The 20,036-nt window shown below is 64.1% G+C and carries 16 protein-coding genes; 15 read left to right on the forward strand and 1 reads right to left on the reverse strand.

All coding sequences use genetic code 11. From position 1 onward, the window contains the following. Positions 1 to 14 precede the first annotated feature (14 nt). The 11 genes from nuoF (at position 15) to IT350_14750 (ending at position 12,654) form a co-directional block, all read left to right on the forward strand. Complete coding sequence (gene nuoF, locus IT350_14700; GenBank protein MCC6159297.1) at positions 15 to 1,319, forward strand: NADH-quinone oxidoreductase subunit NuoF; 1,305 nt, start codon at positions 15 to 17, stop codon at positions 1,317 to 1,319. A 13-nt stretch (positions 1,320 to 1,332) separates the two neighbouring features. Further along, a complete protein-coding gene (locus tag IT350_14705; protein MCC6159298.1) occupies positions 1,333 to 2,940 on the forward strand; it encodes a (2Fe-2S)-binding protein in 1,608 nt (535 codons plus the stop codon). Positions 2,941 to 2,977: 37 nt separating this feature from the next. Next, the gene (locus tag IT350_14710; protein ID MCC6159299.1) at positions 2,978 to 4,309 is read left to right on the forward strand and encodes an NADH-quinone oxidoreductase subunit H; all 1,332 of its coding nucleotides are present in this window, start codon (positions 2,978 to 2,980) and stop codon (positions 4,307 to 4,309) included. An 11-nt stretch (positions 4,310 to 4,320) separates the two neighbouring features. Beyond that, positions 4,321 to 4,875 carry an NADH-quinone oxidoreductase subunit I gene (locus IT350_14715; protein ID MCC6159300.1) on the forward strand — a complete coding sequence of 185 codons (555 nt, stop codon included), beginning with the start codon at positions 4,321 to 4,323 and terminating at the stop codon, positions 4,873 to 4,875. 91 nt (positions 4,876 to 4,966) lie between these two features. Continuing rightward, a complete protein-coding gene (locus IT350_14720; protein ID MCC6159301.1) occupies positions 4,967 to 5,503 on the forward strand; it encodes an NADH-quinone oxidoreductase subunit J in 537 nt (178 codons plus the stop codon). Beyond that, positions 5,500 to 5,802, forward strand: coding sequence for an NADH-quinone oxidoreductase subunit NuoK (gene nuoK, locus IT350_14725; GenBank protein MCC6159302.1), 303 nt, complete (start codon positions 5,500 to 5,502; stop codon positions 5,800 to 5,802). Before IT350_14720 ends, nuoK begins: the two co-directional genes overlap by 4 nt. Positions 5,803 to 5,817: 15 nt before the next feature. Next, positions 5,818 to 7,776: an NADH-quinone oxidoreductase subunit L gene (nuoL, locus tag IT350_14730; protein ID MCC6159303.1), complete on the forward strand. Its 1,959-nt coding sequence runs from the start codon at positions 5,818 to 5,820 to the stop codon at positions 7,774 to 7,776. A 10-nt stretch (positions 7,777 to 7,786) separates the two neighbouring features. Then, the gene (locus IT350_14735) at positions 7,787 to 9,478 is read left to right on the forward strand and encodes an NADH-quinone oxidoreductase subunit M (GenBank protein MCC6159304.1); all 1,692 of its coding nucleotides are present in this window, start codon (positions 7,787 to 7,789) and stop codon (positions 9,476 to 9,478) included. 22 nt (positions 9,479 to 9,500) lie between these two features. After that, the gene (locus IT350_14740; GenBank protein ID MCC6159305.1) at positions 9,501 to 10,970 is read left to right on the forward strand and encodes an NADH-quinone oxidoreductase subunit N; all 1,470 of its coding nucleotides are present in this window, start codon (positions 9,501 to 9,503) and stop codon (positions 10,968 to 10,970) included. A gap of 140 nt (positions 10,971 to 11,110) precedes the next feature. Then, a complete protein-coding gene (locus IT350_14745; GenBank protein MCC6159306.1) occupies positions 11,111 to 11,722 on the forward strand; it encodes a type IV toxin-antitoxin system AbiEi family antitoxin domain-containing protein in 612 nt (203 codons plus the stop codon). Next, positions 11,719 to 12,654: a nucleotidyl transferase AbiEii/AbiGii toxin family protein gene (locus tag IT350_14750; protein MCC6159307.1), complete on the forward strand. Its 936-nt coding sequence runs from the start codon at positions 11,719 to 11,721 to the stop codon at positions 12,652 to 12,654. The genes IT350_14745 and IT350_14750 overlap by 4 nt, the downstream gene beginning before the upstream one ends. A gap of 21 nt (positions 12,655 to 12,675) precedes the next feature. Here IT350_14750 and IT350_14755 read toward each other — a convergent pair whose 3' ends face one another. Then, positions 12,676 to 13,635 carry an SGNH/GDSL hydrolase family protein gene (locus IT350_14755; protein ID MCC6159308.1) on the reverse strand — a complete coding sequence of 320 codons (960 nt, stop codon included), beginning with the start codon at positions 13,633 to 13,635 and terminating at the stop codon, positions 12,676 to 12,678. Positions 13,636 to 13,960: 325 nt separating this feature from the next. On the opposite strand from IT350_14755, the gene IT350_14760 reads away from it, so the two are divergent. The 4 genes from IT350_14760 to IT350_14775 form a co-directional block, all read left to right on the forward strand. Further along, positions 13,961 to 14,857, forward strand: coding sequence for a hypothetical protein (locus IT350_14760; protein MCC6159309.1), 897 nt, complete (start codon positions 13,961 to 13,963; stop codon positions 14,855 to 14,857). A 44-nt stretch (positions 14,858 to 14,901) separates the two neighbouring features. Next, complete coding sequence (gspD, locus tag IT350_14765; protein ID MCC6159310.1) at positions 14,902 to 17,613, forward strand: type II secretion system secretin GspD; 2,712 nt, start codon at positions 14,902 to 14,904, stop codon at positions 17,611 to 17,613. A gap of 108 nt (positions 17,614 to 17,721) precedes the next feature. Next, on the forward strand, positions 17,722 to 19,323 hold the full coding sequence (gene gspE / locus IT350_14770) for a type II secretion system ATPase GspE (GenBank protein MCC6159311.1): 1,602 nt from the start codon (positions 17,722 to 17,724) through the stop codon (positions 19,321 to 19,323). Between the two features lie 4 nt (positions 19,324 to 19,327). Further along, positions 19,328 to 20,036: type II secretion system F family protein (locus IT350_14775; protein MCC6159312.1), on the forward strand; the 709-nt coding region annotated here is incomplete at its 3' end.

A 20,036-nucleotide genomic window follows, 5' to 3' on the forward strand; every position in this document is an offset into this window, starting at 1 on the left:
GAAGGCGATTGACGATGGCCGGCCCGCTTGTATTGCTCAGGGATCTGAAGCCCCAGGTCGACGACCCGCGGACGCGGGATCTGGACTGGTACGTCGGCCAGGGCGGCTACAAGACCGCCGAAACGGTGCTGAAGACGAAGACGCCCGACGACGTGATCGCCGAGGTGAAAGCCAGCGGCATCCGTGGGCGCGGCGGCGCGGGATTCCCCACGGGGATGAAGTGGTCGTTCGTGCCCAAGGGCGACGGCCCCAAGTATCTGCTGTGCAACGCCGACGAGGGCGAGCCGGGCACCTTCAAGGACCGGTTGCTCCTCACGCAGCATCCGCATCAGCTCATCGAGGGCATGATCATCGCGGGCTTCGCGTTCGGCGCGCGCCAGGGTTACGTCTACATCCGCGGCGAATTCGTGATCGAGGCCGAGATCGTGCGCCGCGCGATCGCCGAGGCCTACGCGAAAAATTGGCTCGGCAAAAATCTGTGGGGTACCGGGGTCGATTTCGACCTGCACGTGTACCGGGGCGCGGGCGCGTACATCTGCGGCGAGGAGACCTCGCTCATCGAGTCGATCGAGGGCAAGCGCGGGTATCCGCGCCTCAAGCCGCCGTTTCCCGCCGTATACGGCGCGTGGGGCAAACCCACGGTCGTGAACAACGTCGAGACGCTCTCGGCGGTGCCGTGGATTTTGGCGAAGGGCGGCGCCCAGTACGCGAAGATCGGCACGGCCAAGAGCGCGGGCACGCGGCTCTTCTCGGTGTCGGGCCACGTGAACCGTCCCGGCGTGTACGAGATTCCGCTGGGCACCCCGTTTACGACGATTCTGAACGACGTGTGCGGCGGCGTGAGCGGCGGTCGTAAGCTCAAGGCGCTCATCACGGGCGGTTCCTCGGTGCCGATCCTGACCGCGGCCGAGACCGAGGGCCTGATCTTCGATTTCGAATCGCCCGCGTCCAAGGGTACGATGCTCGGCTCGGGCGGCGTGATCGTCATGGCCGAGGGCACGTGCATGGTGCGCGCGCTGATGGTGCTCATGCGCTTTTACGCCCACGAATCGTGCGGGCAGTGCACGCCGTGCCGCGACGGCACGCCGTGGCTCGCGAACCTGACGAAGATGATCGAAACCGGCCAGGCCTCGATGAACGAGATCGAGTTGCTGATGTCGGTCTCGAAGAAGATGGCGGGAAACACGATCTGCCCGCTCGCCGACGCGGCCGTCATGCCCGCGCAGTCCTACGCCACGAAGTTCCGCGACGAATTCATCGCGCACCTCGATGGCAAGGGCTGCCCGTTCCCGGCATGGACCTTCGGCGAGGGACATTAGGACGGAATGACCAATGGCCGACGTGACGCTGACCATTGACGGACAATCGGTGACGGTCCCGCAGGGGACGACGATCCTGCAGGCGGCGAAGATGCGGCTCGGCATGGAACTGCCGCACTATTGCTACCACCCGGGACTGTCGATCGCGGGCAACTGCCGCATCTGTCTCGTCGAAGTCGAAAAAATGCCCAAACTCGTCACCGGCTGCTCCACGCAGTGCGGCGAGGGGATGGTCGTCCACACGCAGAGCGCGCGGGCCAAAGAGGGCCGCGGCGGCGTGCTCGAGATCATGCTGACGAACCACCCGCTCGACTGCCCGATCTGCGATCAGGCCGGCGAGTGCAAGCTGCAGGACTACTACATGACCGTCGGGATGCACGACAACCACGTCGTCTTCCCGAAGGTGCACAAGAAAAAGATCGTCCCCCTGCCGCCCCACATCGTGCTCGATCAGGAGCGCTGCATCCTGTGCAGCCGGTGCGTTCGTTTCTGCCAGGAGATCACGAAGACGAACGAACTGACGATCGCCATGCGCGGCACGCACTCCGAAATCGAGGCGGCGGGCGACGGTACGATCGACAACGGCTACGCGGGCAACCTGCACGAGATTTGCCCGGTCGGCGCGCTGACGTCCACCGATTTCCGATTTCAGGCGCGCGTGTGGTGGCTCAAGTCGCACAAGAGTGTGTGCCCCGGCTGTTCGACGGGCTGCAACACGTGGGTCGACGACCGGCGCGGCGAGGTCAAGCGCCTGCGCGCCCGCGAGAACGCCTCCGTCAATCAATGGTGGCTGTGCGACGAGGGCCGCTACGGCTACAAGTCGATCAACGCGCCGGATCGCCTGAAGACCGCGCGCGTGAAGAAGACCGACGCGACATCCGGGACGGCGATCGGCGAAGTCTGGGCGCGGCTCAAGACGATCGCCGCGAAAAAGGGCGGCTTCGCGGGCATCGCGAGCGCGCAGGCATCGAACGAGGATCTGTTCGTCTTTCGACGTCTCGTCGCGCACATGGGCGGCGTCGCCGACTTTCGCATCGATGATTCCCTCACGAAAACGCAGACCCGCGTCGACGAAATCCTGCGCCGCGCCGACAAGAATCCCAACACGACCGGCGCGAAGCTGCTGGGCTTCGGCGACGGACCCGGCGTCGAGGCGATCCTGAAAAGCGCCGCCGAGGGCAAGATCTCCGCGCTCTACGTGCTGGATGCGGATCGGTTCGACGCGGCGGGTTGGACGGACAAGCTGCGCGCCGTGCGCACAAAAATCGAGTTCGTCGTGATGCATGCGACACGCGAGTGCGGCGCGCTCGATCTCGCCGACGTGGTGCTGCCCGCCGCGACGTACGCGGAAAAAGACGGCACGTTCACAAACTACGAAGGCCGCGTGCAGCGGTTTTGGCGCGCGATCCGACCGATCGGCGATGCGCGGGCCGACGGCGCGTGGCTCGCGACAATCTGCGCGGAGTTCGACGCGGCGGACGCCGCGCTCGCGAAACCGGCGGCGGCGTTCAATGCAGTGGCGTCGGAAACGCCGGCGCTGGGCGATCTGCGGTGGGAGATGATTCCGGCCGAGGGCGCGCTTATCGCGCCGGGTGCGGCGCCGAAGGACAAAGTGGGATGAGGATGCGTTTTTTTACGCCTGACACAGAAGGTCGGCGATGATGGATGGCATCGATTATCTGCTGATGGCGATCAAGGTCGTGGTCGTGGTCATGGCCTTCGTGTCCCTCGTGCCCGTGCTGGTGTGGCTGGAGCGCCGCGCGAGCGCGCTCATGCAGGACCGGCTCGGTCCGAACCGCACGCACGTGTTCGGCTTCAAGGCGTTCGGCATCATCCAGGCCGTGGCCGACGTGGCGAAATTGCTGCTGAAGGAAGATTTCGTTCCGGCCAAGGCCGACCGGCTGCTCTACGCGATCGGCCCCTTCATGGTGCTGGTGCCCGCGGTCGTCGTGCCGATCGCGATTCCCTTCGCCGACTCGATCCGCCTCGGCGCGCGGGAGTTTTCGTTTCAGGCCGCGAATGTGGACGGCGGACTGCTGTTCGTCTTCGCCATCGCGTCGCTCGGCGTATACGGCCTGATCCTGTCGGGCTGGTCGTCCAACAACAAGTTTTCGATGCTCGGCGCGATGCGCTCCTCCGCGCAGATGGTCAGCTACGAAATCTCGATGGGTCTCGCGGTGGTCGGCGTGCTGATGCTCTTCGGCACCTACCAGGGCGTGTCGTCGTTCGAGCTCAATCATCTGATTCGGGCGCAGGGCGAAACGATCAGCATCTTCGGCCTGTTCACGCTGCCCAAATGGGGCGTGTTCGTGCAGCCGCTGGGCTTTTTGCTTTTCCTCGCGGCGTCGTACGCCGAAACCAACCGCCTTCCCTTCGACATGCCCGAGGACGAGTCGGCTCTCGTCGCCGGCTACCACACCGAATACGGCGGTATGAAATTCGCCGTCTTCTTCATGAGCGAATACGTGGCGATGGTGACCGCGAGCTGCCTCGTCGTCGCGCTGTTTTTCGGCGGATGGCAGGTGCCGTGGGCGCCCACCGACGTGCTGCGCGCGAACGCGCCGCTCGTCGCGCGCATTCTGCTGGCCGGGGCCGGTGTCGCGGCAGTCGGCACGGGGCTGCTCTTCTGGCACCTCGTGACGAATGAAATCTACGCCTACGGCATCTCCCCGGCGATCCGCCGCATGACGGATCCAATCAAAAAAATCGGTTCCATCGGCATCGGCCTCGCGGGCCTCGCGATGCTGGCGGCCGCCGCGTTCGCCGTTCCGACCTCGATGAGCGCGCAGGCCGGCCAGATCGTCGCGGCGATCGCGCAGCTCGGCGCGTTCGTCATGAAGCTGGGATTCTTCTTGTTTTTGTACATCTGGGTGCGTTGGACGCTTCCGCGTTTCCGCTATGACCAGGTGATGCGTTTGGGTTGGAAGGTGATGTTGCCGCTGGCTCTCGTGAACATCCTGGTGACCGGCTTTGTCGGTCTGGCCTTCTGACGAGGACATTTATGGATCATCAAACCGCGCACAAACTGGAACCGGAAGGCGACGCGCCGCGCCGGCCGGTCCGCGAACTGACCGCGGGCGAAGCCGTCTATCTGGTCGAGGCGTTCAAGGGCCTCGGCGTCACATTCCGCCATTTCATCAAGAACCTGTTCAACCGCCGGGAACTTCCGACGGTCAGTTACCCCGAGGAAAAACGCGACTACGGCGAGCGGTTTCGCGGGCGGCACGTGCTCAATCTACGCGAAGACGGCACGACGAAATGCGTCGCGTGCATGATGTGCGCGACGATCTGCCCGGCCCGTTGCATCGAGATCGTGGCCGAGGAATCGCCGACCCCGGCGATCGAAAAACGCCCGAAGTCCTTCGTCATCGACGGACTGCGGTGCGTGATGTGCGGTTTTTGCGTGGATGCGTGTCCGTGCGACGCCATCTACATGACCGGCGAGTACGACTTCGCGGAATACGCCCGCGAGGATTTCCTGTGGGATCTGACGCACCTGACGCGCCGTCCGAGCCTTGCGGACGCGCCGCGGGGCTATCGCCCGCGCATCGAGTAATCGGGCGGCTCGGGTCGTGACGGGCGTCGGTGATCGGCGACCCGATGTGTGCGCGGCGGACAGTTCATCGCCGCGACGGTGAGGGAGGGACATGACGGGACTGGGCATCAACCTGGCCTTTTGGATCGTTGCGCTCGTCGGCGTGGTGTGTTCGGTCGGCGTCATCACCGCCAGGCATCCGCTCAAGTCGGCGATCCTGCTGGTCATCGTGTTCTTCGACACGGCGGCGGCGTTCCTGTTGCTCGACGCGCGGCTGCTCGCGGTGCTTCAGGTGCTCGTTTACGCGGGCGCCATCATGGTCTTTATCCTCTTCGTCGTCATGCTGATCGATCTGCAGCCGCACGATCTGGGTGCGCCGGCGATCACGCCGAACAAGGTCGTGGGGATTCTCGTGGCCGTTGTTCTCGCCGTGGCGGGAGGGCTCGTGGGTTACAACGCCTTCGAGCCGAAGCCGCTGCCCGAAGGGTTCGGCAGCGTCGAGCAGATTTCCGAGTCGCTTTACACGCAATACGCGTTTGCCTTCGAGGCGCTTTCGCTGCTCCTGCTCATCGCCATCGTGGGCGCGGTGATCTACGCGAACAAGCGCACGGGGCTCGTGGACGCGAAGCGGGAAGGGGGCTCGCGATGATCGGGCTCTACCACTTCCTGTCGCTCGCGGGCGTGATGTTTCTCATCGGCGCGGTCGGCGTGCTGATCCGCAAAAACGCGCTCATCATCCTCATGTCGCTCGAAATGATGCTCAACGCGGCGAACATCGCGCTCATCGCGTTCGCCCGGTTCACCGGCAACATCGACATGCAGGTCGCGGTGTTCGTCATCATGACCATCGCCGCGGCCGAGGTCGCGGTGGGTCTCGCGATCATCCTCAAGGTCTTCGGCGCGCGGCGAACCATCAACGTCGACGCTCTCACGAGCCTGAAGAGATAACGGAGCGGTTTTCCGATGCACTCGCTCGGCTATTTGTGGCTCATCCCGGTCCTGCCGCTCTTCGGCGCGATCTTCAACGGCCTGTTCGCCTATCGCGCGCCGCGCCGTCTGATTGCGTTCGTGGGTTGCGGAACCGTATTCGTGTCCTTCCTCCTCGCCGTCGCCGCGACCATCTCCCTCGCGCGGCTGCCGCACGAAGAACGCGTCATTTCCGATCTCTTCTACACGTGGTTCGTCTCCGGCCCACTTTCGATCGAGTTCCGCTTTCACCTCGATCCGCTGTCCGCGGTCATGGCGCTCGTCGTCACCGGCGTCGGCTTCCTGATCCACCTGTATTCGACCGAATACATGCGCGACGACGAGGGCTTCGGCAAATACTTCGCCTACATCAACCTCTTCCTCTTTTCGATGTGCGTGCTGATCCTGTCCGACAACCTCGTCGGTCTGTTCCTGGGCTGGGAGGGCGTGGGGCTGTGCAGCTACCTGCTGATCGGCTTCTGGTATCAGGACCCGGAAAAAGCCGACGCGGGCAAGAAGGCGTTCATCGTCAACCGTATCGGCGACGCCGGCTTCATCTTCGGCATGTCGCTACTGTTCGCGGCATTCGGCACGACGAGCATTCCCGCGCTCGCGCACGCGCCCTTCGCGGCGTCGCCCGCGCTGGTGACCATCGCGTGCCTCGCGCTGTTCGTCGGCGCCACCGGCAAGAGCGCGCAAATTCCACTGTACGTGTGGTTGCCCGACGCGATGGCGGGCCCGACCCCCGTGTCCGCCCTCATCCACGCCGCGACCATGGTCACCGCGGGCGTGTACATGATCGCGCGCCTGTCGTTCCTCTACCACGTCGCGCCCACGGCGATGGGCGTGGTGGCTGCGATCGGCGCACTAACGGCCCTGTGGGCGGCGCTCATCGCCTTCACGCAAAACGACATCAAGAAGGTGCTGGCGTACTCGACCGTCAGCCAACTCGGCTACATGTTCGTGGCCGTCGGCGTCGGCGCGTACACCGCGGGCATCTTTCACCTGATGACGCACGCGTTTTTCAAAGCCTGCCTCTTCCTCGGGTCCGGCGCGGTGATCCATTACCTGCACGGCGAGCAGGACATCCGCAAAATGGGTGCGCTCAAAAACATGCCCGGCATGAAGCCGGTCTTTTATTCGTGGATCGCGGCGACGCTCGCGATCTCGGGTCTGCCCTTTGTGACGAGCGGATTTTTCTCGAAGGACGAGATTTTGTGGAGCGCGCTCGCGGGTGAACGCGGCAGCGTCATCATCTACGCCATGGGCGCGGTGACCGCGATCTTCACGGCGATCTACATGTGGCGGCTCACGGTGCTGACGTTCTTCGGCGAGAGCCGCGTCGATCACCACGTCGCCGCGCATCCCCACAAACCGGGCTGGGCGATCAAGTTCGTCCTCTCGACCCTGGGCGTCCTGTCGATCGTCGGCGGCTGGATCGGCATCCCGAAATTTCTGGGCGGCGCGGTCGGCATTCCCAACGTCTTAGAACACTGGCTGGAGCCGGTCTTTCACGCCGCGCCCTTCGCGTTCGCCGAGTCGTGGGGCGGCGAGCACGGCCTGCACGCGCTGGAGATGAAGGCGTTCGTCGTCGGCCTGCTCATTCCGCTCGTCGGCATCGGCATCGGCGTTTTCCTGTGGACGAAAAAACGCGACGCGCTCGCGCGGCTCGCCGGCGGCGGCGCGACGGGCGCGGTCTACCGGGCGTCGCTCGGCAAGTTCTACGTGGACGAAATTTACGCCGCGACGGTGGTGAAGCCGATCAAGAACGGCTCGGAGAGCCTTCTGTGGAAGGTCGTGGATGTGAAGATCACCGACGGCTTCGTCAACGCGCTGGCCCGGGTGGGCAAGGCGATCGGCGAGGGCGTGCGCGCCATCCAGACCGGCGACATTCACGTGTACGCATTTTCGATTTTCGCGGGCCTGGCGGTGCTGGTCCTGTGGCTGCTGGTTTAGGAGACGTCCGATGGACGCGAATCCGCAATTGATCTTTCCGTATCTGACGCTTCTGATCGTCCTGCCGCTCGCCGGCCTGCCGATCGTCGGCGTCATCAGCCGCAAAGACCCGCACGTCATCAAGGGCGTCGGCTTCGCGATCCTGCTGGCGGAATTCGTCGTGTCCATTCCGCTCGCCTTCGCGTTTCAGGGTGGAACGGCGGCGATGCAGTTCGTCGAGTATTACCGCTGGGTGCCGCGCTTCGACATCGCTTATCACGTCGGCATCGACGGCCTGTCGCTGTGGCTCGTCATGCTCACCACCTTCTTCGGTCCCATCGTCGTCCTGTCGATCTGGCGCAGCATCGACCGCATGGAAAAAGAGTTCATGCTCTCGCTGTTGTTGCTTCAGGCGTCGATGATCGGCGCGTTCGTCTCCGCCAATCTGTTCCTCTTCTACGTCTTCTGGGAACTCATGCTGATCCCGATGTATTTCATGATCGGGATCTGGGGCGGCGCTCGGCGCATCTACGCAGCCGTCAAGTTTTTTCTCTTCACGATGGCCGGCTCGCTGCTGATGCTCGTCGCCATCTTCGTGCTCTATCGCACCGCGCTCGCGCAGTACGGCGTGCCGACGATGGAGATCGCGAAACTCTACGACATGAAGCTGCCCGCGACCGTGATCCTCGGCCTTCGCGTCGATCAGTGGTTGTTCCTCGCCTTTGCGCTCGCGTTCGCGATCAAGGTGCCGATGTGGCCGTTCCACACGTGGCTGCCCGATGCGCACGTCGAGGCGCCCACGCCGGGCTCGGTCATCCTCGCGGCGATCCTCCTGAAGATGGGCACCTACGGCTTCCTGCGTCTCGCGATTCCGCTCTACCCGGCTGCGGCCCTGGACTTCGCCCCGATGATGGCGACGCTCGCGGTCATCGGCATCGTGTACGGCGCGCTGGTCGCGATGGTACAGCCCGACATCAAGAAGCTCGTCGCGTACAGTTCCGTCAGCCACCTGGGATTCGTCATGCTCGGCCTGTTCGCGTTCAACGCGATGGGCGTGCAGGGCGCGATCCTGCAGATGGTCAATCACGGGCTTTCCACCGGCGCGCTCTTCCTCATCGTCGGCATGATTTACGAGCGCCGCCACACGCGGCTCATCGCCGACTTCGGCGGCATCGCGAAGATCATGCCGGTCTTCACCGTGTTCTTCATGATCGTCACGCTCAGCTCGATCGGGCTGCCGGGCACCAACGGATTCATCGGCGAGTTCCTGATTCTCGTCGGCGCGTACAAGGCCGTCTTCCCGGCGGCGCTCGCGGGCAACTGGCCCGAGGCCGTGCACGCGATCGGCATCGCGCGCATGGGCGGCGCGGGACTCGTGCTCGCGGTCCTCGCCACGACGGGCGTGATCTTCGGCGCGGTCTACATGCTCTGGATGTTCCAGCGCGTGATGTTCGGGCCCGTGACGCACGAGGAGAACCGGCGCCTACCGGATCTGTCGGCGCGCGAGATCGCCGTGTTGTTGCCGATCTTGGCGTTTATCTTCGTGATCGGGCTCTATCCCCGCCCGTTCCTCGACCGGATGCAGCCGTCGGTGGACGCGCTGAACGCGCGCGTCGCGGCCGCGGCGATGGCGACGGCGCACGCGGAAAGTGAACCCGTGGCGCTTGTCGCCGATCTGGGCGCGACGACCGCGGTCGCGGATCTGGGCGCGACGGCGAAATGAGCGGATGAAAAGGGCGTAACGCATGTTCCATATCGACCTCTCGCAGTACCGACTGGCCTTTCTCGCGCCCGAGCTCGTTTTGTGCGGCTTCGCGTTCCTGCTGCTGCTGCTCGGAGCGTTTTCGCGCGCCGAAAGCAATCGCCACAGCGCCGGGTGGATCGCGGTGACGGGCTTCGTCGTGGCCGTGGCGCTTTCCTTCGTGTATCGCCACGCGGCGACCGAGACGCTGTTCGGCGCGATTCGCGTCGACGGATTTTCGACCTTCTTCAAGATCGTGATCTTTACCGGCGCGGCGATCTCGTCGCTGCTGTCGATGGACTATCTGCGCCGTCGCGACATTCAGGAGTGCGAGTTCTTCGCGCTGCTCGTTTTCGCCGCCGTCGGCATGTCGCTGCTCGCGGCGTCGGCCGATCTCATCGCCGTGCTCGTGTGCATCGAGATCATGTCGCTCGCGGTTTACGTGCTGGTCGGCATTCGCCCCGGCGACGAATTCGGCACCGAGGCGGCGCTCAAGTATTTCACGCTCGGCGCGTTCGCGTCGGGCATTCTCGTCTTCGGCATCGCGCTCGTGTACGGCACGGCCGGCACGGTTCACTTGGCCGCGATCGCCCGGGCCGCCGCCGCCGGGGCGATTGCCGAACCGACGCTTTTCAAGGTCGGTCTCGCGATGCTGCTGACGGGTTTTGCGTTCAAGGTCGCGGCCGTGCCGTTCCACATGTGGGCGCCGGACGTCTATCAGGGCGCACCCGCTCCGGTGACCGGATTCATGGCAATGGGCGTCAAAGCGGCGGCGTTCGCCGCGGCGATTCGCGTGTTTCAGGTTGCGTTCGGTGGCCAGTTCGACGACTGGCGACCGATCGTGTGGACGCTCGCGCTCGTCACGATGGTGCTCGGAAATTTCCTGGCGCTCATGCAGGATCACGTCAAACGGCTGCTCGCGTATTCGTCGATCGCCCACGCGGGCTACGTGCTGGTCGGCCTCGCGGGCAAAAGCGAGGCGCTCACGCCCGCCATGATGTTCTATCTGGGTTCGTACGCGTTCATGACGCTCGGCACCTTCGCGGTGCTCTCGGCGATCAGCGACGGCGACGGCGAACGCGACGCGCTCACCGAGTGGCGCGGCCTCGGGCGGCGGCGACCGGTGCTCGGCGCGATGATGGCGATGTTCCTGTTCTCCCTCGCGGGCATTCCGCCCTTCGCGGGATTCTTCGCGAAATTCTACCTGTTCTACGCGGCGGTCGAGGCGGGCGACACCGCGCTGGTGCTCGTGGCCGTGACGGCGAGCTTCGTGAGCCTCTACTACTACCTCAAGGTCATCGTGGTCATGTACATGAGCGAGGCCGAAGCGACCGAACCCGCGACCGAGTCCGAACTCGGCTTCGGCACGCGCGCGGCGCTCGCGCTCTCGGCGCTCGGCGTGCTCGGGCTCGGCCTGCTGCCCTCGCGCGTGCTCGAATGGGCCGCGTCCGCCGCGCCCAGCCTCTTCCGCTGATCTAATCCGGAATCTCGGGAGCGACGACGTCCGCGATCGCCCGGGCGATCGCGGCGTGGCCGGTGAGGACCTCCGACCGTATGATGATAATGTTCTCACATATTGACAAATGATGACAATATCATCATCGTCCTTTCGAGATGAAGGCCGCCGACAACCGATTTGACCGTGCGGAGACGGCTTTTCGCCGCGCGGGCGGAATCATGAAATATTCCGACGCCGTCCGTCTGCGCATTCACCCGGAAACGCTCGCCGGTTTATTGGCGGAAGGTCGGATCGAGCGATTGGCCCGCGGCGTCTACCGCCTCACCGACCTTCCTCCGCCGCGCATGCCGGATCTGGCCGTTGTCGCGGCACGTGTTCCCGGCGGCGTGATCTGTCTGATTTCGGCGTTGTCGTTTCACGGCCTGACCACGCAGATTCCCGGCGCGGTGCATCTGGCTGTTTTACGCGGATCGCGAATCCCGCGCCTCGACCACCCGCCGATTCGGGTGTTCCGTTTCAGCGCGTCCGCGTTCGGAATCGGTGTGGTACAGCATGCCATCGACGGAGTGAACGTGCGGATTTTCGACGCGGAGAAGACGCTGGTGGACTGCTTCAAGTTTCGCAACGCAATTGGACTCGATGTCGCGCTCGAGGCCCTGAAGCTATACCGCGAACGAAAAAAACCGCGCGTGAAGAAACTCCTCGAATACGCGCGCACGTGCCGCATGGAGCGCGTCATGACGCCGTATCTGGATGCCGTGTTATGACGAAACACGCCGTGACCGATCTGGCCGCTTCGGTTCATCAGCGGCTGCGCAATCTCGCGGCGCGCACTGATCGCCCCTTCGACGAACTGTTCCAGCGATACGCGATGGAGCGTTTTCTCCACCGCCTGTCCCGATCGCCGCATGCCGGCCGTTTTGTTCTCAAGGGCGCGCTGATGCTGGCCGTATGGGACGCGCCGATGTCGCGACCGACGATGGATATCGATCTGCTCGGCCGGATGCGTAACGACGTCGACTCGGTGTTGGACGTGGTCCGGGATGTGTGCGTGATGATGGTGGAACCCGACGGAATGGCGTTCGACCCGAATTCGGTTCGCGGGGTGGTCATCAAGGAAGATGCCGAATACAGCGGGGTTCGAGCGACTGCGCGCGGGAATCTCGGCGTATCCCGTGTCCAGATCCAGATCGACGTGGGTTTCGGCGATGTGATCGTCCCCTGCGAATCGGAAATCGTTTTTCCCACGCTCCTCGACATGCCCGCGCCGATTCTCCAGGGATACAGTCGCGAAAGCGTCGTGGCGGAAAAATTCGAGGCCGCCGTCAAACTCGACCTGCGCAATACGCGAATGCGAGATATCTACGACCTTGGGTTCCTTTCTCGGCAATTTCCGTTCGACGCGGTGTCGCTCTCGCATGCGATCCGTGCCACCTTCGCGAATCGCGGAACGGATCTTGAGGCGAACCCGACGATCTTCGCCGGGGCGTTTGCCGACAACCCGGCGAAGGCGGCGCTGTGGCGAGCCTTTACCGCGCGCATGAGAATTCCCCGCGATCCGGGCGGATTGGCTGGCGTCATCGACGCCGTCGCGACGTTTCTCCGTCCGATCATGGCATCCCTTGTCGAAGCGCGGGCGTTCGAAGCCGATTGGCCGCCGGGCGGGCCATGGCGGGAGCGCAAACCCGCCGCGAAGTGACGCAGGGTCCCGTCCGCTGATCTAATCCGAAATCTCGGGAACGACGACGTCCGCGATCGCCCGCGCGATCGCGGCGTGGCCCGCGGGCGTGGGATGCACGTTGTCTGGACTCGCGAAGATCACCGTCTCGCCGCGCGCCGCCGCGGCGCTCATTTCGGGGAACACGTCGATCGCCGGGTCGTGGCGGCGGTGCGTCTCGATGCGCAGCGAGCCGTCAGACTCCTCCAGATACGGCGGGGCGATAAAGTGGATTTTCGCGCCGATACGCGTGGTGAGCGCCGCCATGGCGTCGAGGTTGGCGTGGTGGTCATCGATCGCGACGCGCTCCAGCGGTTCTCCCGGCGCGGTGGTTCGCCGCGCACGCACGAGCCCGCCCCGCAGCCATGCGTAAAGGCGGCTTTTCGCGAGCGCGCCGCGCATTGGGCCGAGCGCGGGCGCGTCCACGGGGCGCTGGTCCTTGTCGGCGAATCCGACCGCGTCGAACCCGTCGTTGATGCCGAAATAGGCGATCACGAGATCGGGCCGGTACGCCGCCGCCTTCGATTCCAGCAGACGCAGTCCCTGAAAGCTCGAATACCCGGGGCAGCCGAAGTTGAGCACGCGGATGTCGCGCCCGGGCTTTGCCTCGCGCAGGAGTTGTTCGAGTCGCGCGCTGTAGGTTTCGTCGTAACGCAGCCCCGGCGTGCCAAGGCCAAACGTGCACGAATCTCCGAGGGTGACGATGCGAAATTGCCCGGCGGGTTTTTCGCGTGGGGCGTCGGGTCCGCGAAAGCCCGATGCGTTCACCTCCCACGACGGGTTATTTTCACGCAGCCGCCAGAACAGATGGTCGTCGGGCACGAACCCCGACTGCTCGCGGTGCGGGTTCGTGAAACGCATGAATGTCGCCTGTTCGCCGCCGCTCCCCGCAAGACGCGCAACCGTCTCGGCGAGCGCGAACACGATGAGCACGGCGATGACGGCGAACGCGGCCTTTTTCATGGCGCGACTCTATCAGCGCCCCCGCAACCGGCCAAGCCGCGCCGATGCGTAGCGAAGTTCGCGCCGGGTGCCGTCTCGCGAAGCCGTTTTCGCCGATTGGGACGGATTTCGGATGGAAATGCCATGGGACTTAAGGAATTCTCCGGTATTCGCCAGCGGCATGGAACGTGCTTATAGCGACGCGGAGCGTTGCGTCCTGGCGAAACAAATCCGATCGCCAAGGGTCTGATTCGGGGCTGTTTGCCTTGTCAGTTGCGCCGGGATCGGCGTAAAGTGCCGCGCATCGAACGAGTGGTCGTTGGTCGCCCATCGGGGCGACCGAAGCATGGAACGGCGGTTTGGGGCGATGGACATCTTCGCCGAATACATCAAGCGCTACTTCTGGATCGTGAAGCTCGCGTTCACGGCGCTGCTCGCCGCGGAGATGGCGATGCTCGTCACGCGCGGCATCGACGCCAAGATCGGCGGCACGCCGCGTGTCGATGCGGGCGAGGTCAAGGTCAAGGAAGGTCGCGGATACGTGTCGATCGGCGAGTACGAACCGATTCTGAGGAAAAACGTCTTCAATTCCGCGTTTGTGTACGTCGAGGGCATGCTGACCGGGTCGTCGAAGGCGGCCAAGCGCGCCGACGACTACGCCCTCATCGGCACGATCGCGTGGAACGACGTGTACGCGATGTCCGTGATCCACGCCAAGGTCGCCAATCAGGTGGATGTCTATCGCGTGGGCGACATGGTGCAGGACGAGGCCGAGGTCGTGAAGATCGAGCGCAAGCGCGTCGAGATCAAGCGCGGCAACAAGGTCGAGGTGCTGGAGCTTCCGGAGATCGAGGCCCCGCAAAGCATGCCGCTTTTCTCCGCGAACGCCGAGGAAATCGCCGAGGGCATCTCGAAGGCCGGAGAGGACAACTTCACGATCGACAAGGCCGTCGTGGAGGACGCGTTTTCGAACTGGGGCAAGATGATGCGCGGCGCCCGCGTGGTGCCGCATTTCGAGAAGGGACAGATCGCCGGACTGAAGATCGCGAAGATCAAGGCCGATAGCCTTTACGCGAAAATTGGGCTAGAAGACGGCGACATTCTGCACCGTATCAACGGCGTCGAGTTCAAGGGACCCGAGGATGCGATGCGTTTGATGAGCGAAATCAAGGACGCGAAGAACATTGCGGTCGACATCACGCGCAAGGGGCAGCGCCGGTCGCTGTCGTACGCGGTGCGTTGAGGTCGGTGCGATTCGGCGGCGATGAAATCAAGGGATATCGAGGGATGATCCGTCTGACCGGTTTCGGAACACGTGGACTGGTGGTCTGGGCCTGCCTGCTGGCGATGCTCATGTGGGCGGTTGTGCCCGCGTTCGCCCAGGACGAGGGCGAGGATTCCGGCGACGAGAAGAAAAAGGACGGCGGCGAGCAACCGCCCGCCGATGGGGAGCCGCCGAAAGAGAAGGGTCAGCCCGGGCCCGATCCGGCCGAAATGACCAAGGCGCTGCAGGACGTGTTCAAGAGCATGCCCGGCGCGCTCGAGGCCATGAAGGAAGCCGGCATCACCGGCGAGACGGGCGCCGACGGCGACAGCACGAAGTCGGCCACCACGCCGCGTCCCGTGCCGAATCTGGACGACAAGAGCAAGTCGGTCTCCATCGACTTCACTGACACGGACATCAAGCAGATCGTGAAGATCATGTCGGAGATGACCGGCAAGAACTTCATGATCGACAAAAACGTCGCGGGCACGGTGACGATCATCAGCCCGACCAAGGTGACGCCGCGCGAGGCCTACGACATCTTCATGTCGGTGCTCGCGGTCAACGGCCTGACCACGGTGGACGTCGGCGGCATCACGAAGATCATCCCGATCAAGGACGCGCAGACCTCGCCCATCGCGACCAATACCGCGGGCGTGCCGCGCTCCAACGATCAGTTCATCACGCAGCTCGTTCCGCTCAAGAACATCGACGCAAACGACGTGGCCACGGCGTTTCGCGGTCTGGTCTCGGCCGACGGCAACATCTTTGCGTACGGCCCGTCGAACATGGTCATCGTGCTCGACTCCGCGAGCAACATCACGCGCCTCATGAAGATCCTGCAGCGCCTCGACGTGGCGGGGGCGGATCAGGAAGTCATCGTCATTCCGCTCGAGTACGCCTCGGCGGACATTCTCGCCGATGTCGTGCTGGAGCTGTTCGAGCAGCCGGGGGCGAAGTCGTCCGGCGCCGGAGCGTCGCCGCTTCAGGCGCGGCTGCAGGAGCGTCGCCAGGCGCTGAGCGCGCGACGTTTGCCCGGCATGGCGGGACAGGCGGGCGCATCGGCTTCGATCGCGGGATCGGACGAGACCAAGGTCATCGCCGACACGCGCACGAACAGTCTGATCGTGAAGGCCAGCAAGTTCGGCGTGCAGCAGATTCGCGAACTCGTCGCCAAGCTCGATACGCCGCTGCCCGGCGGCGAAGGCAAGATCCACGTCGTGTATCTCGAAAACGCCGACGCCGAGGAACTCGCGGGAACGCTCGCCGAACTCGCGGGCGGCAGCGCAGGCGGCATGGGCGGAACGGCCGCGAACCGTCGTCAGGGGCAGCTCGGCAACGACCCGCGGTCGCAGGCGCTGGGCGGATTGTCCGGCCGGGGCGGCGCTTCATCCAGCATGGCCCGGGGTTTGACCGGTGCGTTGGGCGGCCGTTCGGGCGCGGCGGGTCTCGGCAGCTCGCAGCTCGACCGACGCGGCACATCCGGGATCGCCGCGACGTCGGGACGCTTTCTCGCAGACTTCGACGGCGCGGTGCGCATCACCGCCGAGGCATCGACCAACTCGCTCGTCATCATCGCGTCGAACCGCGACTTCAAGATTCTCAAGGAAGTCATCGACAAACTCGACATCCCGCGGCGTCAGGTCTTCGTCGAAGCGCTCATCATGGAAATCAGCGTCGATCGCGGCCTCGACCTCGGCTTCGAATTCCGCAGCACGAACGACGTGACGGAAGAAGGCGTGCAGGTCATCGGCGGCACGAACTACGGCGGCATCCAGCAGGCCGCCGCGAATCCGCTGGGCGTGTCGGGCTTCGCCATCGGCGCGGCCGACGGCACCATCACGTTTGCCGGCGAAACCTTCCCCAACATCGGCGCGTTGTTCCGCGCCATGGCGACCGATCAGGACGTCAACGTGCTCTCCACGCCGCACGTGCTGACCCTCGACAACGAGGAAGCGCAGGTCGTGGTTGCCAACAACATTCCGTTCATCACAGGCCAGATTTTTTCGGCGAACAACAGCAACCCGACCACCACGATCGAGCGGCAGGACGTCGGCATCACGCTGCGCATCACTCCGCAGATCAACGAGTCGGACATGGTGAAACTGCTGATCTATCAGGAGGTCAGTCAGGTCACCGACAGCCCCGAGGGCCTGTCCGCCGCGTCGGTCGGCGTCACCACCGCCAAGCGCACCGCCGACACGGTCGTCGTCGTCAAGGACCGCCAGACCGTCATCATCGGCGGACTGCTCAAGGATCAGGTGGCCGTGGTCGAGTCCAAGGTGCCGGTGCTCGGAGACATCCCGCTGCTCGGCTACCTTTTCAAGACCAGCAAGACCAAGGTCCAGAAGACCAACCTGCTGATCTTCCTGACGCCGTATATCATCAAGGATTCGGGCGACCTCGAGGAAGTCACGCGCCTGACCAACGCGCGCAAGGAGATCTTCCGCGAGAAGAACCACATCCCGGATCGCAACGACGACATGCGGATGTTCAATTACAACAACCTCACGCCGCGGCAGTCGAACTTCCAGGCGCCGCTCGACGACACCATCGAAACCGATCCGCGTCTGCGCCGCCTGATGGAAGAGCAGTCGCAGACGTCCGGTGACACGACGACCGGCGAAACGACCGGCGACGAAGGCTTCACGGGCGGCGAAGGCGAGGGTGATTCGTCGGGCGGCGAAGGCGAGGGCGATTCGTCGGGCGGCGAATTCGACCCCATCGACCAGTAGCTCGCGTCACGCATGGCGAAACGCATCGGCGAAATCCTGATCGAGCGCGGCGTCATCAGCGCCGAAACGCTCGCGTCCGCGCTCGACGCGCAACGCGACAAGGGCGGCATGCTCGGCGAGGTCCTCATCAAGATGAAGGCCGCGACCGAGTCCGACGTGCTCGCGGCCCTCGCTGACCAGTTTCATCTCGATTTCGTCGATTCGATCCCGACCGATCAGGTCGATCTCACCCTGCTGCAAAAGGTCCCGATCGGCTACGCCAAGCGCAACTTCATCCTGCCGATCCGCATCGAGGACGAAAAAATCCGCGTGGCCTGTGCGAACCCCCTCGATTACGAAGTGCTCGACGACCTGCGCATTTATCTGGGCGGCGAGATCCGCCCGGTGCTCTCCACGCAGGGCGTCATCTTCGACACGATCAACATCGTGTACGACCGCGCCAAGGAAACCACCGAGCAGGTGCTCGACGACCTCGAGGATGATCAGGGTCCGACGACCTTCGACCTCGATGAGATGGTGGACCTGATCGACGCCACCGACGAGGACGCGCCGATCATCCGCCTCATCAACCACCTGCTCTACCGGGCGGTCAAGGAACGCGCGTCGGACATTCACATCGAGGTGTTCGAAAACGAGATCATCGTGCGCTTCCGCATCGACGGGGTGCTCTACGAAATCCTTCGCCCGCCCAAACGGTTCCACAACGCGATCGCGACCCGCGTGAAGATCATGGCGAAGCTCAACATCGCCGAAAAGCGCGTGCCGCAGGACGGCCGCATCCGCATCAAGATCGCCGGCAAGGACATCGACATCCGTACCAGCATCATCCCCACGGCGTGGGGTGAGCGCGTGGTCATGCGTCTGCTCGACAAATCCCAGGTGCGTCTCGATCTGTCCACGCTGGGCCTCGACCCGCCCAAGCTGGCGCTGGTCGAGGAACTCATCCGTCACTCCCACGGCATCATCCTCGTCACCGGCCCGACCGGATCGGGCAAAACGACGACGCTCTATGCCGCGCTCGTGCGTCTCAACAATCCCGACGTGAACATTCTCACGGTCGAAGACCCGGTCGAGTATCAGATCCCCGGCATCGGCCAGATGCAGGTGAATCCCAAGATCGAACTCACCTTCGCGTCGGGGCTGCGCTCGTTTCTTCGTCAGGACCCCGACATCATTCTTGTCGGCGAAATCCGCGACCTGGAGACGGCGGAGATCGCGATTCAGGCGTCCCTCACCGGCCATCTCGTGTTTTCCACGCTGCACACCAACGACTCGGCCAGCGCGTTCACGCGACTCGTCGACATGGGCGTCGAACCCTTCCTCGTTTCCAGTTCCCTCATCGGCGTCGTGGCCCAGCGCTTGGTGCGCATCCTGTGCCCCCAGTGCAAGGAAGCCTATGTCGCGACCGAAGAGGAACTCGGCAAGATCGGTCTCACGACCGCCGACGTCACAGGCCCGCTGTATCGCCCCGTCGGATGCCCAAACTGCCTGCAGACCGGTTACTCCGATCGGGAGGCGATCTACGAAATTCTCGTCATGCGCGAGAACATCCAGCAGCTCATCCTGAAAAACTCCGACGCCAACACGATCAAGCGACAGGCGATCGCGAACGGAATGGCCACGCTTCGCAAGGACGGCGCGCGCAAGGTGCTGCTCGGGTTCACGAGCATTCCCGAAGTCATGCGCGTCACCAGCGAAGACATCGTCTGAGTCCATGACCGTCTACAGCTATAAAGCCATGGATGCCCGGGGCAAGAATGTCACGGGGATCATCGACGCCGAGAGCGAAAAGGCGGCCAAGGCCAAGCTGCGAAAAGAAGGCAAGTTCCCGACGATGGTCGAGGAGACGCAGCAGGGCAAGGCGACCCGGGGCAAGGGCCTGGGGATGGAAATCGACCTGCGCATGCTGCTCGGGCGCGTCAAAGCCCGCGATCTGGCGATCGCCACGCGGCAGTTCGCCACGTTGATCGGCGCGCGCATCCCCATGGACAACTCGCTGCAGGCGCTCGCGAAGCAGGTCGAGAACCCGGTTCTGCAAAAGACGTTTTCGCAGATTCGCGACCGCGTCACGCAGGGCACCTCGCTCGCCAACGCCCTGCGCGAATTCCCCAAGGTGTTTCCGCCGCTCTACACGAACATGGTCGCCGCGGGCGAGGAGTCGGGCACGCTCGAAGCGGTGCTGGCGCGCCTCGCTGACTACACCGAAGAGACGCTCGATCGCGAGCAGAAGATCAAGGCGGCCCTGACCTATCCGATTCTCATGTCGGTCATGGCGGCGCTGATCGTGTCGTTCCTTGTGGTCTTCGTCATCCCGAAGCTCTCGCAGATCTTCGCGGGCATGAACAAGGCGCTGCCGCCGATCACGATGGCGTTGCTCACGTTCGCCAACTTCGCGCGCGGCTACTGGTGGCTGATCCTCGCGG

The organism is Deltaproteobacteria bacterium (assembly GCA_020845895.1).
Taxonomy (GTDB): Bacteria; Lernaellota; Lernaellaia; order JACKCT01; family JACKCT01; genus JADLEX01.

Excerpts from the sequence above, each read along its gene's own strand:
- nuoF (MCC6159297.1), top strand. The coding sequence starts at position 15 with ATGGCCGGCCCGCTTGTATTGCTCAGGGATCTGAAGCCCCAGGTCGAC.
- IT350_14705 (MCC6159298.1), top strand. The coding sequence starts at position 1,333 with ATGGCCGACGTGACGCTGACCATTGACGGACAATCGGTGACGGTCCCG.
- IT350_14710 (MCC6159299.1), top strand. The coding sequence starts at position 2,978 with ATGATGGATGGCATCGATTATCTGCTGATGGCGATCAAGGTCGTGGTC.
- IT350_14715 (MCC6159300.1), top strand. The coding sequence starts at position 4,321 with ATGGATCATCAAACCGCGCACAAACTGGAACCGGAAGGCGACGCGCCG.
- IT350_14720 (MCC6159301.1), top strand. The coding sequence starts at position 4,967 with ATGACGGGACTGGGCATCAACCTGGCCTTTTGGATCGTTGCGCTCGTC.
- nuoK (MCC6159302.1), top strand. The coding sequence starts at position 5,500 with ATGATCGGGCTCTACCACTTCCTGTCGCTCGCGGGCGTGATGTTTCTC.
- nuoL (MCC6159303.1), top strand. The coding sequence starts at position 5,818 with ATGCACTCGCTCGGCTATTTGTGGCTCATCCCGGTCCTGCCGCTCTTC.
- IT350_14735 (MCC6159304.1), top strand. The coding sequence starts at position 7,787 with ATGGACGCGAATCCGCAATTGATCTTTCCGTATCTGACGCTTCTGATC.
- IT350_14740 (MCC6159305.1), top strand. The coding sequence starts at position 9,501 with ATGTTCCATATCGACCTCTCGCAGTACCGACTGGCCTTTCTCGCGCCC.
- IT350_14745 (MCC6159306.1), top strand. The coding sequence starts at position 11,111 with ATGAAGGCCGCCGACAACCGATTTGACCGTGCGGAGACGGCTTTTCGC.
- IT350_14750 (MCC6159307.1), top strand. The coding sequence starts at position 11,719 with ATGACGAAACACGCCGTGACCGATCTGGCCGCTTCGGTTCATCAGCGG.
- IT350_14755 (MCC6159308.1), bottom strand. The coding sequence starts at position 13,635 with ATGAAAAAGGCCGCGTTCGCCGTCATCGCCGTGCTCATCGTGTTCGCG.
- IT350_14760 (MCC6159309.1), top strand. The coding sequence starts at position 13,961 with ATGGAACGGCGGTTTGGGGCGATGGACATCTTCGCCGAATACATCAAG.
- gspD (MCC6159310.1), top strand. The coding sequence starts at position 14,902 with ATGATCCGTCTGACCGGTTTCGGAACACGTGGACTGGTGGTCTGGGCC.
- gspE (MCC6159311.1), top strand. The coding sequence starts at position 17,722 with ATGCTCGGCGAGGTCCTCATCAAGATGAAGGCCGCGACCGAGTCCGAC.